The following is a 14,890-nucleotide window of genomic DNA, read 5'->3' as shown; positions in this document are numbered from 1 at the left end:
GCGGAAACCCGCATTTCAGGCGGCGTTCCCGGTGGGTGTCCCGGATGCGGAGGCGCCGTCCCCGAGGAAGGTCTTCCAGCCGCCGGCCGGCCGCTGCCCCACCTCGACGGTCCGCAGCTTGGCCAGCACCTCCGGCTTCTGCACGTCCAGCCAGTCGGTGAACTGCCGGAAGGAGACCAGCCGGATGTCCCCGCCCTTCTCCTTCTCCCGCGCGATGTGCTTCAGGGCGTTCTCGACGGCGTCCATGTAGATGCCGCCGTTCCACTCCTCGAAGTGGTTGCCGACGAAGAAAGGCGCCCGGTTCGTCTCGTAAGCCCGCTTGAAGCCGGATATGTACGCCTTCGTGGCCTGTTCACGCCAGCGCGGGTAGTTGTGCGCGGGCGCGTTGGTCGAGTTCACCGACTGGTTGGCGAGGATGTTGTAGTCCATCGAGAGGACCTCGAAGGAGTGGCCGGGGAAAGGTATCTGCTGTAGCGGCAGGTCCCAGATCCCGTCCTTCTTCACCGGCCACACCTGGCGGCCGCCGGGCGAGGAGGCGTCGTAGCGCCAGCCCAGCTCGCGGGCGGTGGGCAGCAGGCTGTCCTGGCCGAGCAGGCAGGGCGTGCGGCCGCCGACGAGTTCCTTGTCGTAGTCGAAGGGCAGGGCGGGCAGGTCGGTCCAGCCGCTGTTGGTCTTCCACTCCTTGACGAAGGACTTGGCCTGGTCGATCTCGCTGCGCCACTGCGCCGCCGTCCAGTTGCCTACGCTGCCGCCGCCCCCGCAGAAGTGGCCGTTGAAGTGCGTGCCGATCTCGTGCCCGTCGAGCCAGGCGCGGCGGACGTTGGCGAGCGTCGCCTTGATGTGCTCGTCGGTGAGGTAGCCGATGTCGGAGGCGCCGCGCGGGTTGTTCGGCGGGTCGTAGAGGCGCTTCTTCGACTCGGGCAGCAGGTACAGGCCGGACAGGAAGAAGGTCATGTGGGCGCCGTGCTCCTGGGCGAGGTCCAGGAAGCGCGGGAAGAGCCCGTTGCCGACCTCTCCCGCCCCGTCCCAGGAGAAGACGACGAACTGCGGCGGCGTCTGGCCGGGCTCCAGCGGCACGGGGGCGTCCGGCTGGTGCGGCTGCTTGCCGGTGTACGACGTGGAGCCGTCGCCGATGGGTTTCGCCGGGGCCTTGCTGCTGCCGGAGGGCGAGGGTTTCCCGCCGTCCCCGGCCTGGTGCGAGCCGCCCGACGCGGGGTGGGAACCGGTGCCGCAGCCGGCGAGCCCGGCGGCCGCGGCGGCCCCCGCGCCGAGCCCGAGTATCCCCCTGCGGGTGAGAGTGCGGTTGGTAGTGCGCATCGCAACCTCGTTCGTCGCGTCCTTGGTGGTCACTCGGTGAGAGGACGCGACGAACGAGCGGGTTCCGGAAATATGTGCGGATCGGGTAACAGCGGGTCCACAGGAACGACCCGCTCACCACGACGCGCTTGCGGCCCTCAGGCCCCGTACGCCTTGCCCTGCCCCTTCACCGGCCTGGCCCCCGCGCGGAGGTGGGCCGGTACGAGGTCGCGGGCGGGCTCGGTGTACCCGACGGAGACGATCCGGTCGCCCCGGTACGTGAAGGTCGTCAGGGACGCCAGCGTGCACTGGCGCTTGCGCGGGTCGTGCCACAGCCGCCGGCGCTCGACGTACGACCGCAGGATCCAGATCGGCAGCTGGTGGCTGACGATCACGGCCTCGTGCCCGCGCGCCCGGTCGCGGGCGGCGTCCAGCGCGCCCTTCATCCGCACCACCTGGTCGACGTACGGCTCCCCCCAGGACGGCTTGAAGGGGTTGACCACGTGCTTCCAGTTGGCGGGCCGGCGCAGCGCGCCGTCACCGATGCCGAAGGTCTTGCCCTGGAAGACGTTCTCCGCCTCGATGAGGCGCCCGTCGGTGTCGAGGTCGAGCCCGTGCGTCTTGGCGATCGGCGTCGCGGTCTCCTGCGCCCGCTCCAGCGGGGAGGCGACGACGTACGTCACGTCGCGGGGCGCGAGGTGCTCGGCGACCCGCTCGGCCATCCGCCGGCCCAGCTCGGACAGGTGGTAGCCGGGCAGCCGCCCGTACAGGACACCGGTGGGGTTCTCGACCTCGCCGTGCCGCATCACGTGGACGACGGTCAGCTCGTCGTCGCGCTCGTGGGTGCCGTTGCTCATGCCGTCGCCTCCGCGGCAGCTCGGGCCGCCGCCGGGAGGGCGTCGGCGATGCGCTGGACGGCCCGCTCGTCGTGGGCCGTGGACACGAACCAGGACTCGAACGAGGACGGCGGCAGGTAGACGCCGTTCGAGAGGAGCGAGTGGAAGAACGCGGTGTAGCGGAAGGACTCCTGCGCCTTGGCGTCCTCGTAGTCGCGGACCGGCCGGTCGGTGAAGAACACCGAGAACATGTTGGAGGCGGTCTGCACCGTGTGCGCGACGCCCTCCTTGGCGAGGGCCTCGGTGACGAGCCCCTGGATCCGCGCGGACACGGCGTTGACGGTGTCGTACGCGGCGTCGTCGAGGAGCCGCAGCTGGGCGAGGCCGGCGGCGGTGGCGACCGGGTTCCCGGAGAGGGTGCCGGCCTGGTAGACGGGCCCGGCCGGAGCGAGGTGCGCCATGACGTCGGCGCGCCCGCCGAACGCGGCGGCGGGGAACCCGCCGCCCATCACCTTCCCGAAGGTCATGAGGTCGGGCACGACGCCCTCCACCCCGAACCACCCGGCGCGGCTGGTCCGGAACCCGGTCATGACCTCGTCGGAGACGAACAGCGCGCCGTTCGCGGCGCAGGCGTCCTTCAGCCCCTGGTTGAACCCGGGCAGCGGCGGCACGACGCCCATGTTGCCGGGCGAGGCCTCCGTGATCACGCAGGCGATCTCACCGGGGTGGGCGGCGAAGGCGGCGTGCACGGCCTCCAGGTCGTTGTACGGCAGCACGATCGTGTCGCTCGCCTGGGCGCCGGTGACGCCGGGGGTGTCGGGCAGCGCGAAGGTGGCGACGCCGGAGCCCGCGGCGGCGAGCAGCGAGTCGACGTGACCGTGGTAACACCCGGCGAACTTGATGACCTTGGTGCGCCGGGTGAACCCGCGGGCCAGCCGGATCGCGGACATGGTGGCCTCGGTCCCGCTCGACACGAGCCGGACCTCCTCCAGCGGCGCGACCCGCTCGACCATCGCCTCGGCGAGCGCGACCTCGCCCTCGGCGGGCGTGCCGAACGACGTCCCGCGCGCCACCGCCTCCTGCACGGCGGCGATCACCTCGGGGTGCGCGTGCCCGAGGATCATCGGCCCCCAGGAGCAGACCAGGTCGACGTACTCCCGTCCGTCGGCGTCGGTCAGGTAGGGCCCGGTGCCGGACACCATGAACCGGGGTGTCCCGCCGACCGCGCGGAAGGCGCGCACCGGCGAGTTCACCCCGCCGGGCGTGACGGCCGCCGCGCGGTCGAACAGAGCCTGCGAGGCCGGTGCTTCGTATGGATATGCCAGTTCGCTCATGACCTGCGACTTCTCCGACCTTCTCGACCTTCTCCGACGTATCGGACGCTGCCCGGGTCCTGCTCGGCCCGCACTCGGCCTCCGGTTGCCCAGGGTGACCTCGACAAGGGTAGACAACCGCCCCGAACGCCGTGCCGTCTGCCAGACTGGAGCCCATCCACGCAGCTCACCGAGGAGGCGCGGACGGGGCTGCCGACCGTCCGGCGGGCATATGGCGGACATATGTTTCACCGCACGTTTCGGCGGGCGGCCGTGGGGGAGGTCACTGACACGATGATCGGGTTGCGCGGCGGGGGCCACGCGTCCTAGAAAAGCAGTCGGGTGGAGATATGCATCGCGGTGGCGGACTGGGCGAGGGGACCGACGACCTGGGTCCTCGACGTGCCCGGCGGGGAAGGCACCGGCGCGAGGCGGAGGAAGCGTCCGAAGCACGTCAGGCACACGGCACCCCGGGTGAGTCCGAGCGGCTCGACCGGCGGGCCGACCGGCTGGGGGCGGGGAGCAGGAATGGTGGTCGGGTGGGGGTGACCTACAAGTACTTCGGCGCGCCCGACGGCGCGACCGCGGCCCGCGTCCCGATCTCGATGCGCCCCGAGGAACTGGGCGGCGACGAGCTCGGGATGAACGGCATGTTCACCAAGATCAAGCCGGAGACGATGGCCGCCATGGTCCTCACCGGCATCGAGGGCGTCCCCCTGCACAAGGTGCCCCCGCTGGAGCTGGTCGTCCTGCACCCCGACTACGCGGTCGTGAAGCTCCCGATGACCGTCGTCGACCCCCTGCGCGGCATCGGCGAGGAGGCGGTCGGCGCGGCGGCCTTCATCTGGTCCACGGTCCCGGACCGGGGCGGCCCGCGCGACGCGTTCAACGTGTACCAGCTGCTGCACGAGTGGCAGGACTTCAGCCACCGGCTGCACGAGGCGGGGCATCAGCCGTACTGCCTGGTGTGGCCCTGAGCCGGAGTCCCATGGCGCGGGCGGGGCTTTCGGGTGCCGTCGCGTCGGCCGGCGGTGTCTAGGGGTGCGTGTCCGTGATCGCGATGACCTCGTCGAGGTGGTCCAGGGTGGTCTGGAGGTCGTCGATCCTGGCCCGGATGCGCTCGCGTTCGGCTCGCAGCATGGCTCGTTGCCCGGCGTCGGTGTGCCCGGAGTCCCAGCACGGCATGAGTTCGCTGATCCTTCGGCTGGTGAGGCCGGCGGCGAACATCTGCTGGAAGAAGCGGACCATGGCGATGGCGTTCTGCCGGTACAGGCGCTGGCCGGACGGGCTGCGCTCCGCGACGAGCAGCCCCTGCTGCTCGTAGTAGCGCACGGCGCGCACGGAGACGCCGGCTCCTCGTGCCACCTCGCCGATGCGGATCATCCGCTCGGCCGCGGCCCCTGCGACAGTCACGTGACTCCTCTCACCCCGGCCCTGGCGATCAGCACTTGCCTCTGACGTCAACGTCAGGTTTTAGCGTACCGGCCATGGACATCGACAACTCCGTCGCCCTCGTCACCGGGGCCAACCGCGGCCTGGGCCGCGCGTTCGCCCAGCGCCTGCTCGAGCGGGGCGCCCGCAAGGTCTACGCGACGGCCCGCCGGCCCGAGACCGTGGACCTGCCCGGCGTCGAGGTGCTGCCCCTCGACATCACCGATCCCGCATCCGTGAGAGCCGCCGCCGAGGCCGCCACGGACGTCACGCTGCTCGTCAACAACGCGGGCATCAGCACGGGGACCGACCTGGTGACCGGCTCGCTGGACGCGGTACGGCGCGAGGTGGAGACCAACATGTTCGGCCACCTGGCGATGATCCGGGAGTTCGCGCCGGCGCTGGCCGGGAACGGCGGGGGCGCGATCGTCAACGTCCTCTCCGCCATGTCCTGGTTCGCGGGCAAGGGCGCCGGCGCCTACCACCTGACCAAGGCCGCCGCCTGGGCCATGACCAACGGCGTGCGCCTGGAACTGGCCGAGCAGGGCACGCTCGTGACGGCGGTGCACCTCGGCCTGGCCGACACCGACATGGCCGCGGGCTGGCCCGTGGCCAAGATCGCTCCGCGCGACCTCGCCGACGCGGCGCTCGATGGCGTCGAGGCGGGCTCCGCCGAGGTCCTCGCCGACCGGTGGAGCCGGGACGTCAAGTCCCGTCTGCCGCTGGCGCCGGAGGAGTTCGGCGCCGCGATGGACCGCGCCCTCGCGGCGCTGATGGCGGCCTGAGTGCCACTGTCCCCGTGCGGGGGGCCCGCCGCCCGGTTCCGCTCCCGGGGGCGGACGAACGGCGGAAGGCCCCCGGGGGCGCGAGTCCCCCGGGGGCCTTCCGTGGTGCCGCCTGCCCGGTGAAGGGTGAGAAGACGATCACGAGGCAGGACGTCTCAGGTGGTTCAGGGGGCCAGCAGCAGGGCGTTGGTGCGGGACTTGGCGGCCTCGTAGCGCTTGGCGACGTCCTGCCAGTTGACGACGGCCCACATGGCGTCGATGAAGTCGACCTTCTGGTTCTTGTACTGCAGGTAGAACGCGTGCTCCCAGGCGTCGAAGACCAGGATCGGGGTGGAGCCCTGGCCGACGTTGCCCTGGTGGTCGTAGACCTGCTCGACGATCAGGCGGCCGCTCAGGGGCTCGTAGGCCAGCACGCCCCAGCCCGAACCCTGGGTGGTCGCGGCGGCCTTGGTCAGCTGCGTCTTGAAGCCGGCGAAGGAGCCGAAGGACTCGGTGATCGCGTCGGCCAGGTCGCCCACGCCGTCGGCCGCCAGGGGCTCGCCGCCGCCGTCGCCGGTCATGTTGTGCCAGTAGATCGAGTGCAGGATGTGACCGGAGAGGTGGAAGGCCAGGTTCTTCTCCAGGCCGTTGATGGAGCCCCACTGCTCCTTGTCCCGCGCCTCGGCGAGCTGCTCCAGCGTGTCGTTGGCGCCCTTCACGTACGCGGCGTGGTGCTTGTCGTGGTGCAGCTCGATGATCTGCGGGTTGATGACCGGTTCGAGCTCCGCGTAGTCGTAGGGAAGCTCAGGGAGCGTGTACACCGCCATGTCCAACATCCTCCGACGTTATTGCCAATAATGTGCAAGTGCACGCTAACAGCAGATGCCGGAGCGGAAGATCAGGCATTGGTCCTAGGACCCGTGTCGCCCGGCGGGCGGGCGGCACGGGTCCGTCGCGGGCCGGCCGTGCTCAGTCCTCGCCCTCCAGGTCGCCCTCGGTCTCCAGGTACGCCTGGCGCAGCGCGGCCAGGACCTCCGGGTCGGGCTTCTCCCACATGCCACGCGACTCCGCCTCCAGCAGCCGCTCGGCGATGCCGTGCAGGGCCCAGGGGTTGGCCTGCTGGAGGAACTCGCGGTTGGCCGGGTCCAGGACGTAGGTCTCGGTGAGCTTGTCGTACATCCAGTCGGCCATGACACCCGTGGTGGCGTCGTAGCCGAAGAGGTAGTCGACGGTCGCGGCGAGTTCGAAGGCGCCCTTGTAGCCGTGGCGGCGCATCGCCTCGATCCACTTGGGGTTGACCACGCGGGCACGGAAGACGCGGGAGGTCTCCTCGACCAGCGTGCGCGTGCGGACGGTCTCGGGCCGGGTGGAGTCGCCGATGTACGCCTCGGGGGCGGTGCCGCGCAGGGCGCGGACGGCGGCCACCATGCCGCCGTGGTACTGGAAGTAGTCGTCCGAGTCGGCGATGTCGTGTTCGCGGGTGTCGGTGTTCTTCGCGGCCACCGCGATGCGCCGGTACGCCGTCTCCATCTCGTCGCGGGCCGGGCGGCCGTCGAGGTCGCGGCCGTAGGCGTAGCCGCCCCAGACGGTGTAGACCTCGGCGAGGTCGGCGTCGGTGCGCCAGTCGCGGGAGTCGATGAGCTGGAGCAGTCCGGCGCCGTAGGTGCCGGGACGGGAGCCGAAGATGCGGGTGGTGGCCCGGCGTTCGTCACCGTGCTCGGCGAGGTCGGCCTGGACGTGGGCGCGGACGCGGTTGACCTCGGCGGGCTCCTCCAGGGACGCGGCGAGCCGTACGGCGTCGTCGAGCAGGCCGACGGTGTGCGGGAAGGCGTCCCGGAAGAAACCCGAGATGCGCAGGGTGACGTCGATGCGGGGGCGGCCCAGCTCCTCGTACGGGACGGGTTCGAGGCCGGTGACGCGGCGGGAGGCGTCGTCCCAGACCGGGCGGACGCCGAGCAGGGCGAGGGCCTCGGCGACGTCGTCGCCCGCGGTGCGCATGGCGCTGGTGCCCCACAGGGAGAGGCCGACGGAGGTCGGCCAGTCGCCGTGGTCGGTGCGGTACCGCTCCAGGAGGCTGTCGGCGAGGGCCTGCCCGGTCTCCCAGGCCAGCCGGGAGGGGACGGCCTTGGGGTCGACCGAGTAGAAGTTGCGGCCGGTCGGCAGGACGTTGACCAGGCCGCGCAGCGGCGACCCGGAGGGCCCGGCGGGGACGAAGCCGCCGTTCAGGGCGTGCACGGCGTGGTCGATCTCGGCGGTGGTGGCGGCGAGCCGCGGGACGACCTCGCGGGCCGCGAACTCCAGGATCGCGGCGACCTGTTCGCCGTGCCCGGTGGGTACGGCGGCCGGGTCCCAGTCCGCGTCCTCCATCGCCTGGACGAGCGCGCGGGCCCGTTCCTCGGCGGCGTCGGCCGTGGTGCGGGTGGCGGCGGACTCGTCCAGGCCCAGGGCCTCGCGCAGACCGGGCAGGGCGGTGGCGCCGCCCCATATCTGGCGGGCGCGCAGGATGGCGAGCACGAGGTTGACGCGGTCGGCGCCGGCGGGCGGGGTGCCGAGGACGTGCAGGCCGTCGCGGATCTGGGCGTCCTTGACCTCGCAGAGCCAGCCGTCGACATGGAGGATCATGTCGTCGAAGCCCTCGTCGTCGGGCCGGTCGTCGAGGCCGAGGTCGTGGTCGAGCTTCGCGGCCTGGATGAGGGTCCAGATCTGGGCGCGGATCGCCGGGAGCTTGGCCGGGTCCATGGCCGCGATCTGGGCGTACTCGTCGAGGAGTTGTTCCAGGCGGGCGATGTCGCCGTAGGAGTCGGCGCGGGCCATCGGCGGGACGAGGTGGTCGATGAGCGTGGCGTGGACGCGGCGCTTGGCCTGGGTGCCCTCGCCGGGGTCGTTGACGAGGAACGGGTAGATCAGCGGGAGGTCGCCGAGGGCGGCGTCGGGGCCGCAGGCGGCGGACAGGCCGGCGTTCTTGCCGGGCAGCCACTCCAGGTTGCCGTGCTTGCCCAGGTGGATCATGGCGTCCGCGCCGAAGCCGCCGTCCTCGGTGCTCGCGGCGATCCAGCGGTAGGCGGCGAGGTAGTGGTGGGAGGGCGGCAGGTCCGGGTCGTGGTAGATGGCGATGGGGTTCTCGCCGAAGCCGCGCGGGGGCTGGATGAGGATCAGCAGGTTGCCGTGGCGCAGGGCGGCCAGCACGATGTCGCCCTCGGGGTTGCGGCTGCGGTCGACGAACATCTCGCCCGGCGGCGGGCCCCAGTGCTGCTCGACGGAGGTGCGCAGCTCCTCGGGGAGGGTCGCGTACCAGCGCCGGTAGTCGGCGGCCGGGACGCGCACCGGGTTGCGGGCGAGCTGCTCCTCGGTCAGCCAGTCCTGGTCGTGGCCGCCCGCCTCGATCAGCGCGCGGATCAGCTCGTCGCCGTCGCCGGAGACCAGGCCGGGGACCTCGCCGGTGCCGAAGTCGTACCCCTCCTCGCGCAGCCTGCGCAGCAGGGCGACGGCGCTGGCGGGGGTGTCGAGGCCGACCGCGTTGCCGATGCGGGAGTGCTTGGTCGGGTAGGCGGAGAGCACGAGGGCCAGGCGCTTGCCGGCGGCCGGGATGTGCCGCAGACGGGCGTGGCGTACGGCGATGCCGGCGACGCGGGCGGCGCGTTCGGGGTCGGCGACGTACGCCGGGAGGCCGTCGGCGTCGATCTCCTTGAAGGAGAACGGGACGGTGATCAGGCGGCCGTCGAACTCCGGCACGGCGATCTGGCTGGCCGCGTCCAGGGGCGACACCCCCTCGTCGTTCTCCTCCCAGGCGGTGCGCGACCCGGTCAGGCACAGGGCCTGGAGGATGGGCACGTCCAGCGCGGTGAGCGCGCCCGCGTCCCAGGACTCGTCGTCGCCGCCCGCGGAGGCTTCGGCGGGCTTGGTGCCGCCCGCCGCGAGGACGGTGGTGACGATCGCGTCCGCGGCGCGCAGCTCGGCGATCAGCTCGGGCTCGGGGGCGCGCAGGGAGGCGACGTAGAGGGGCAGGGGGCGGCCGCCGGCGGCCTCCACGGCGTCGCACAGGGCGTGCACGAAGGCGGTGTTGCCGCTCATGTGGTGGGCGCGGTAGTAGAGCACGGCCACGGCCGGGCCCTCGCCGCGGGCCGGTTCGCGCTCCAGCGGACCCCAGGTGGGCGCGGGCGCGGGGGCGTCGAAACCGTGGCCGGTGAGCAGGACGGTGTCGGACAGGAAGCGGGCGAGCTGCTCCAGGTTGGCCGGTCCGCCGTGGGCGAGGTACGCGTGCGCCTCGGCGGCGATGCCGACGGGCACGGTGGAGGCTGCCATCAGCTGGGCGTCGGGCGCCTGTTCACCGGTGAGGACGACGACCGGGCGGCCGTCGGCGAGCAGCAGGTCCAGGCCCTCCTCCCAGGCGCGCACTCCGCCGAGGAGGCGGACGACGACCAGGCCCACGCCGTCGAGGAGGCCGGGCAGGTCCTCGATCGGCAGGCGGGAGGGGTTGGCGAAGCGGTAGGGCACCGGACCGGCGGCCGCGCGGGCGCTGAGCAGGTCGGTGTCGGACGTCGACAGGAGCAGGATGCGGGGCTGCGCGGCGCGCTCCCCGGACGAATGCGGCATGCGTCGTCTGGCCTTCCTCGGGGTCCGCGCCCCGGGCGGTGAAAGACGGCGGGAGTTCCTGGCTCGTCCGGCCTCTTAGTGGCCGGATTCACAGTGGCGGGACCGCGCCGGGTTCGCACCGGGCTTCCTCCCCTGTCGCCGTCGTGGCGGCGGCGGACCGGACGATCCACCTGGTCAGCATAGTAAGGGGCGGCGCAAGAGGGCAGGGCATACAGCCGGTGTGATGGTCGGTATGCTCGCCGCCGTGCCCACTCCTCCCCCGCTTTCGTCCCCGTCGGCCGCGCCGGTTCCGCGGCACCGCGGCGACGCCTGCCCGGGGTCGCTGCGGCTGCACGCCGCCGACGACGGCGCCCTGGCCCGGGTCCGCGTGCCCGGCGGTGTCCTGACCGCCCGGCAGGCGCACGCCCTCGCGGAGGCGGCCCGGCAACTGGGCGACGGGGAGCTGCACCTGACCTCCCGCGGCAACGTGCAGTTGCGCGGACTCGGCGACGCGTGCGGCGGCGAGTTGGCCGGTCTGCTGGAGGAGGCCGGGCTCCTGCCGTCCCGTGGGCACGAGAGGGTGCGCAACATCGTGGCGTCGCCGCTGTCCGGGCTGGACGGGAACGGGGTGCGCGAGGTGCGGCCCTGGCTGTCGGCGCTGGACGCGGCGCTGTGCGCGAGCGGGGCGGCGCGCGGACTGTCGGGGCGATTCCTGTTCGCGCTCGACGACGGGCGCGGTGACATGGCCCCGCTCGGCGCCGACGTGACCGTGCGCGCCACGGCCGACGGCGGTGCGCTGATCCGCCTGGGCTCCGCGCCGCAGACGCTGCGGGTCGCCGGGGGCGACGCTCCGCGGGCGGCGCTGCTGGCGGCCGAGGTGTTCCTGGAGTGCGCCGAGGGGTCCGCCGAGCGGGTCTGGCGCATCGACGACCTGGGGCCGGGGCACACCGAGTTGACCTCCGCCCTACGACACCGCCTCGCGGCGTCGGGCATCGACTGCACCCCGGGCCCGGGCGACGCGACGGGGACCGACGACACCCGGCCGCCGGACAATACGGCGGCCACCGGCACCACCCACGACCCGAGCGGCCCGGCCGGAACGGACGGCACCCGGGCCCCGAGCCGTGCGCCGGGACCCGACAGGGCCCGGGAGCCGATCCCCGCGCCAGACACCGTCGGCACCCGCCCCCCGGGCAGCCCGGCGGCCACCGGCGGGCCCCCTCCCGGGATCGTCGGCTCCGCTCTGTCCGTCCATGTCCCGCTCGGGCGCCTGACCGCCCCGCAGTGGCGGGAGTTGACCGCGGTCGCCCCCGGTGAACTGCGCCTCACCCCCTGGCGCGGCGTCGTCGTCCCCACCGCGGACATGACCGCGTCCGAGCGGAGCGCCGCCCTCTCCCGCCTGGCCGCCGCGGGCCTCGTCACCGACCCCGCCTCGCCCTGGCCGGGCGTCGGCGCGTGCATCGGGCGGCCGGGGTGCGGCAAGTCCCACGCGGACGTCCGCGCCGACGCGACCCGCGCCCTCGGCGCCGTGGGCGGTGCCCGCCTCCCGCTGTACTGGTCCGGCTGCGAGCGGCGGTGCGGCCACCCCCGGGGCGACCGCGTCGACGTGACCGCCGTACCGGACGGCGGTTACCGCGTCACGCGGACCGACGGCGCCGGGCGGCAGACCCGCACCGCCGCGGTCCACGACCTGTCCGACCTCGCCACCGCCCTGGCGGCGATCACCTCATGAGCCGTACGAGCCGTACCACGACGACCGAGAGCAGCGAGACCAGCACCGTGACCCCCTACGACTACGAGAAGGACGGCGCGGCCATCTACCGCGCGTCCTTCGCGACCATCCGCGCGGAGGCGGACCTCGCGGCGTTGCCCGCGGACGTCAGCCAGGTCGCGGTCCGGATGATCCACGCCTGCGGCATGGTGGACCTCGTGCGCGATCTCGCGTACTCCTCCGGCGTGGTGGCCCGCGCCCGCGAGGCCCTGCGCTCCGGCGCGCCCATCCTGTGCGACGTGCGGATGGTGGCGAGCGGCGTCACGCGCAAGCGGCTGCCCGCGGACAACGACGTCCTGTGCACCCTGTCCGACCCGGCCGTCCCCGAGCTGGCGGCCAGGCTCGGCACCACGCGCAGCGCCGCCGCCCTGGAGCTGTGGCGCGACCGGCTGGAGGGGGCCGTGGTCGCCGTCGGCAACGCGCCCACCGCGCTCTTCCGGCTGCTGGAGATGATCGAGGAGGGGGCGCCCCGTCCGGCCGCCGTCATCGGCGTGCCGGTCGGCTTCGTCGGCGCCGCCGAGTCCAAGGACGCCCTGGCCGCCCACCCGTCGGGCCTGGAACACCTGGTCGTCCGGGGCCGCCGCGGGGGCAGCGCCATCGCGGCCGCCGCGCTCAACGCGATCGCTAGCGAGGAAGAATGAGCGGCAAGCTGTACGGGGTCGGGCTCGGGCCCGGCGACCCCTCCCTGATGACCGTGCGGGCCGTCGAGGTCATCGCCGGGGCCGACGTGATCGCGTACCACAGCGCCCGCCACGGCCGGTCGATCGCGCGGTCCATCGCGGCCCGGCACATCCGCGCCGACCACGTCGAGGAGCCGCTGGTCTACCCGGTCACCACCGAGACCACCGACCACCCCGGCGGCTACCAGGGCGCCATGGACGACTTCTACGCCGAGGCGTCCGCCCGGCTCGCCGCCCACCTGGACGCGGGCCGGACGGTGGCGGTCCTGGCGGAGGGCGACCCGCTCTTCTACGGCTCGTACATGCACATGCACAAGCGGCTCGCCGGCCGCTACGACACCGAGGTCGTCCCGGGCGTCACCTCCGTCTCCGCCGCCGCGGCCCGCCTGGGCACGCCGCTGGCCGAGGGCGAGGAGGTGCTGACCGTCCTGCCCGGCACCCTGCCCGAGGAGGAGCTGACCGCGCGGCTCGCCTCGACGGACGCGGCGGTGGTGATGAAGATGGGGCGCACCTTCCCCAAGGTGCGGCGTGCGCTGGAGGCTTCCGGCCGGCTCGACGGAGCCCGGTACGTGGAGCGGGCCACCATGGCGGGGGAGCGTCTCGCGGAACTGGCCGACGTGGACGCCGGGTCGGTGCCGTACTTCTCGGTGGCGGTGCTGCCCAGCCGGGCCGACGCCGTGGCGGCGGAGCCGGTGCCGGGTGCCGTGGGTGAGGTCGTCGTGGTGGGGACGGGACCGGCCGGCCCGCTGTGGCTGACGCCCGAGACCCGTGGCGCGCTCGCCGGGGCGGACGACCTGGTCGGCTACACCACCTACCTGGACCGGGTGCCCGTACGCTCCGGCCAGCGCCGGCACGGGTCCGACAACCGGGTCGAGGCCGAGCGCGCCGAGTTCGCCCTGCAACTCGCCCGGCGGGGACGGCGCGTGGCCGTCGTCTCCGGAGGCGACCCGGGTGTCTTCGCCATGGCCACGGCGGTGCTGGAGGCCGCGTCGGCGGACGCGTACGCGGACGTGCCGGTGCGGGTCCTGCCGGGGGTGACCGCGGCCAACGCGGCGGCCGCGCGGGCCGGCGCCCCGCTCGGCCACGACTACGCCACGATCTCCCTGTCCGACCGCCTCAAGCCCTGGGAGGTCATCGCGGAGCGGCTGCGCGCCGCGGCCTCGGCCGACCTGGTGCTGGCGCTGTACAACCCCGGGTCGCACAGCCGGACCTGGCAGGTGGGCAAGGCACGCGAACTGCTCCTGGAGCACCGGGCCCCGGACACGCCGGTCGTGGTCGCCCGGGACGTGGGCGGCGCCGACGAGCACGTGCGGATCGTGCGGCTGGCGGACCTGGACCCGGCCGAGGTCGACATGCGCACGATCCTGCTGGTCGGCTCCTCCCAGACGCGGACCGTACGGCGTGGGGACGGCGAGGAGATCGTCTGGACGCCCCGCCGCTACCCGGAGACGTGAGGCCCGCGCCGCCCGGCGGAGATCCGGCCCGCGTGGGCCTCCCGCACCCGGCGCACCGCCTGCTCGGGACCGGTCACCACCGGCACCCCGTCGGGCGCCGGGGGCCTGCGCACCACGACCACGGGCACGCCGGCCTCCCGGGCGGCCGCCAGCTTCGGCGCGGTGGCCGCTCCCCCGCTGTCCTTGGTGACCAGCACGTCGATCCGGTGCCGGCGCAGCAGCTCGCGCTCCCCGTCGAGGGTGAACGGGCCGCGGTCCAGCAGGACCTCCATGCGGGGCGGGTACGGCGGCTCGGGCGCGTCGACGGACCGGACCAGGAACCAGAGGCCGGCCAGGTCCGCGAAGGCGGACAGGTCCGTCCGGCCGGTGGTCAGGAAGACCCGCCGGCCGAGGGCCGGCAGCAGCGCGGCGGCCTCGGCCAGGGAGCCCGTCTCGTGCCAGACGTCGCCGTCGGCCGGCTCCCAGCCGGGGCGGCGCAGCGCGAGCAGGGGAACATGGGCGGTGGCGGCGGCCCGCGCCGCGTTGAAGCTGATGGTTGCGGCGAAGGGATGCGTGGCGTCGATGAGCAGGTCGACCGTGTGCTCCCGCAGCCAGGCGGCGAGACCCTCCGCTCCCCCGAAGCCGCCGACGCGCACCTCGCCGGGCGGTGTGCGGGGCGCGGCGACCCGTCCCGCCAGGGAGTTCGTCACGCGCAGTCCGGGCAGCGCCTCGGACTCCAGCCGTTCGGCGAGGCGGCGGGCCTCGGTGGTGCCGCCGAGGATCAGCACGTGCAC

At 73.7% G+C, this 14,890-nt stretch carries 12 protein-coding genes and 1 riboswitch; of the genes, 5 read left to right on the top strand and 7 right to left on the bottom strand.

Annotation, left to right across the window (positions count from 1 at the left end; genetic code table 11):
- Positions 1 to 15: 15 nt before the first annotated feature.
- The 3 genes from ACIBCJ_RS25270 to hemL all read right to left on the bottom strand — a co-directional run bounded on the left by ACIBCJ_RS25270 (position 16) and on the right by hemL (position 3,466).
- Positions 16 to 1,317: a hypothetical protein gene (locus tag ACIBCJ_RS25270; protein ID WP_365980341.1), complete on the bottom strand. Its 1,302-nt coding sequence runs from the start codon at positions 1,315 to 1,317 to the stop codon at positions 16 to 18.
- A 137-nt stretch (positions 1,318 to 1,454) separates the two neighbouring features.
- Positions 1,455 to 2,153, bottom strand: coding sequence for a histidine phosphatase family protein (locus tag ACIBCJ_RS25265; RefSeq protein ID WP_362103242.1), 699 nt, complete (start codon positions 2,151 to 2,153; stop codon positions 1,455 to 1,457).
- Positions 2,150 to 3,466 carry a glutamate-1-semialdehyde 2,1-aminomutase gene (gene hemL / locus ACIBCJ_RS25260; RefSeq protein ID WP_362103243.1) on the bottom strand — a complete coding sequence of 439 codons (1,317 nt, stop codon included), beginning with the start codon at positions 3,464 to 3,466 and terminating at the stop codon, positions 2,150 to 2,152. The genes ACIBCJ_RS25265 and hemL overlap by 4 nt, the downstream gene beginning before the upstream one ends.
- Positions 3,467 to 3,795: 329 nt before the next feature.
- Between hemL and ACIBCJ_RS25255 the strand changes: the two genes are divergently transcribed.
- Positions 3,796 to 4,422: a hypothetical protein gene (locus ACIBCJ_RS25255; protein WP_208298363.1), complete on the top strand. Its 627-nt coding sequence runs from the start codon at positions 3,796 to 3,798 to the stop codon at positions 4,420 to 4,422.
- A gap of 58 nt (positions 4,423 to 4,480) precedes the next feature.
- On the opposite strand, the gene ACIBCJ_RS25250 is transcribed toward ACIBCJ_RS25255, so the two are convergent.
- The gene (locus ACIBCJ_RS25250) at positions 4,481 to 4,858 is read right to left on the bottom strand and encodes a MerR family transcriptional regulator (RefSeq protein ID WP_365980340.1); all 378 of its coding nucleotides are present in this window, start codon (positions 4,856 to 4,858) and stop codon (positions 4,481 to 4,483) included.
- Between the two features lie 74 nt (positions 4,859 to 4,932).
- Between ACIBCJ_RS25250 and ACIBCJ_RS25245 the strand changes: the two genes are divergently transcribed.
- Complete coding sequence (locus tag ACIBCJ_RS25245; protein ID WP_362103245.1) at positions 4,933 to 5,661, top strand: SDR family oxidoreductase; 729 nt, start codon at positions 4,933 to 4,935, stop codon at positions 5,659 to 5,661.
- 164 nt (positions 5,662 to 5,825) lie between these two features.
- On the opposite strand, the gene ACIBCJ_RS25240 is transcribed toward ACIBCJ_RS25245, so the two are convergent.
- Together ACIBCJ_RS25240 and cobN are read right to left on the bottom strand one after the other, a co-directional pair.
- Positions 5,826 to 6,467 (bottom strand): superoxide dismutase, encoded by a 642-nt coding sequence (locus tag ACIBCJ_RS25240; RefSeq protein WP_362103297.1) that lies wholly within the window; start codon positions 6,465 to 6,467, stop codon positions 5,826 to 5,828.
- 142 nt (positions 6,468 to 6,609) lie between these two features.
- Entirely contained in the window at positions 6,610 to 10,233 is a 3,624-nt protein-coding gene (cobN, locus tag ACIBCJ_RS25235) for a cobaltochelatase subunit CobN (protein WP_362103246.1), read from the bottom strand.
- Between the two features lie 29 nt (positions 10,234 to 10,262).
- Positions 10,263 to 10,410, bottom strand: a riboswitch (cobalamin riboswitch).
- A 55-nt stretch (positions 10,411 to 10,465) separates the two neighbouring features.
- Between cobN and ACIBCJ_RS25230 the strand changes: the two genes are divergently transcribed.
- Genes ACIBCJ_RS25230 through ACIBCJ_RS25220 form a run of 3 tightly spaced genes read left to right on the top strand, consistent with a single transcriptional unit; the run spans position 10,466 to position 14,117 of the window.
- Positions 10,466 to 11,944, top strand: coding sequence for a cobalamin biosynthesis protein CobG (locus ACIBCJ_RS25230; RefSeq protein ID WP_365980499.1), 1,479 nt, complete (start codon positions 10,466 to 10,468; stop codon positions 11,942 to 11,944).
- Positions 11,941 to 12,624: a precorrin-8X methylmutase gene (locus ACIBCJ_RS25225; RefSeq protein WP_365980338.1), complete on the top strand. Its 684-nt coding sequence runs from the start codon at positions 11,941 to 11,943 to the stop codon at positions 12,622 to 12,624. Before ACIBCJ_RS25230 ends, ACIBCJ_RS25225 begins: the two co-directional genes overlap by 4 nt.
- Positions 12,621 to 14,117, top strand: coding sequence for a precorrin-2 C(20)-methyltransferase (locus ACIBCJ_RS25220; RefSeq protein ID WP_362103248.1), 1,497 nt, complete (start codon positions 12,621 to 12,623; stop codon positions 14,115 to 14,117). The genes ACIBCJ_RS25225 and ACIBCJ_RS25220 overlap by 4 nt, the downstream gene beginning before the upstream one ends.
- Here ACIBCJ_RS25220 and ACIBCJ_RS25215 read toward each other — a convergent pair.
- Positions 14,102 to 14,890 (bottom strand): cobalt-precorrin-6A reductase, encoded by a 789-nt coding sequence (locus ACIBCJ_RS25215; protein WP_365980337.1) that lies wholly within the window; start codon positions 14,888 to 14,890, stop codon positions 14,102 to 14,104. The genes ACIBCJ_RS25220 and ACIBCJ_RS25215 overlap by 16 nt on opposite strands.

This window comes from Streptomyces sp. NPDC051136 (assembly GCF_044455745.1).
Taxonomy (GTDB): Bacteria; Actinomycetota; Actinomycetes; order Streptomycetales; family Streptomycetaceae; genus Streptomyces.
This window is presented reverse-complemented; position numbering and strand designations above follow the sequence as displayed.

Bases quoted from the DNA above. Each gene is read 5' to 3' on its own strand.
- ACIBCJ_RS25230 (WP_365980499.1), top strand. From the start codon at position 10,466: ATGCTCGCCGCCGTGCCCACTCCTCCCCCGCTTTCGTCCCCGTCGGCC.
- ACIBCJ_RS25225 (WP_365980338.1), top strand. From the start codon at position 11,941: ATGAGCCGTACGAGCCGTACCACGACGACCGAGAGCAGCGAGACCAGC.
- cobN (WP_362103246.1), bottom strand. From the start codon at position 10,233: ATGCCGCATTCGTCCGGGGAGCGCGCCGCGCAGCCCCGCATCCTGCTC.
- ACIBCJ_RS25240 (WP_362103297.1), bottom strand. From the start codon at position 6,467: ATGGCGGTGTACACGCTCCCTGAGCTTCCCTACGACTACGCGGAGCTC.
- ACIBCJ_RS25270 (WP_365980341.1), bottom strand. From the start codon at position 1,317: ATGCGCACTACCAACCGCACTCTCACCCGCAGGGGGATACTCGGGCTC.
- hemL (WP_362103243.1), bottom strand. From the start codon at position 3,466: ATGAGCGAACTGGCATATCCATACGAAGCACCGGCCTCGCAGGCTCTG.
- ACIBCJ_RS25265 (WP_362103242.1), bottom strand. From the start codon at position 2,153: ATGAGCAACGGCACCCACGAGCGCGACGACGAGCTGACCGTCGTCCAC.
- ACIBCJ_RS25255 (WP_208298363.1), top strand. From the start codon at position 3,796: ATGCATCGCGGTGGCGGACTGGGCGAGGGGACCGACGACCTGGGTCCT.
- ACIBCJ_RS25245 (WP_362103245.1), top strand. From the start codon at position 4,933: ATGGACATCGACAACTCCGTCGCCCTCGTCACCGGGGCCAACCGCGGC.
- ACIBCJ_RS25220 (WP_362103248.1), top strand. From the start codon at position 12,621: ATGAGCGGCAAGCTGTACGGGGTCGGGCTCGGGCCCGGCGACCCCTCC.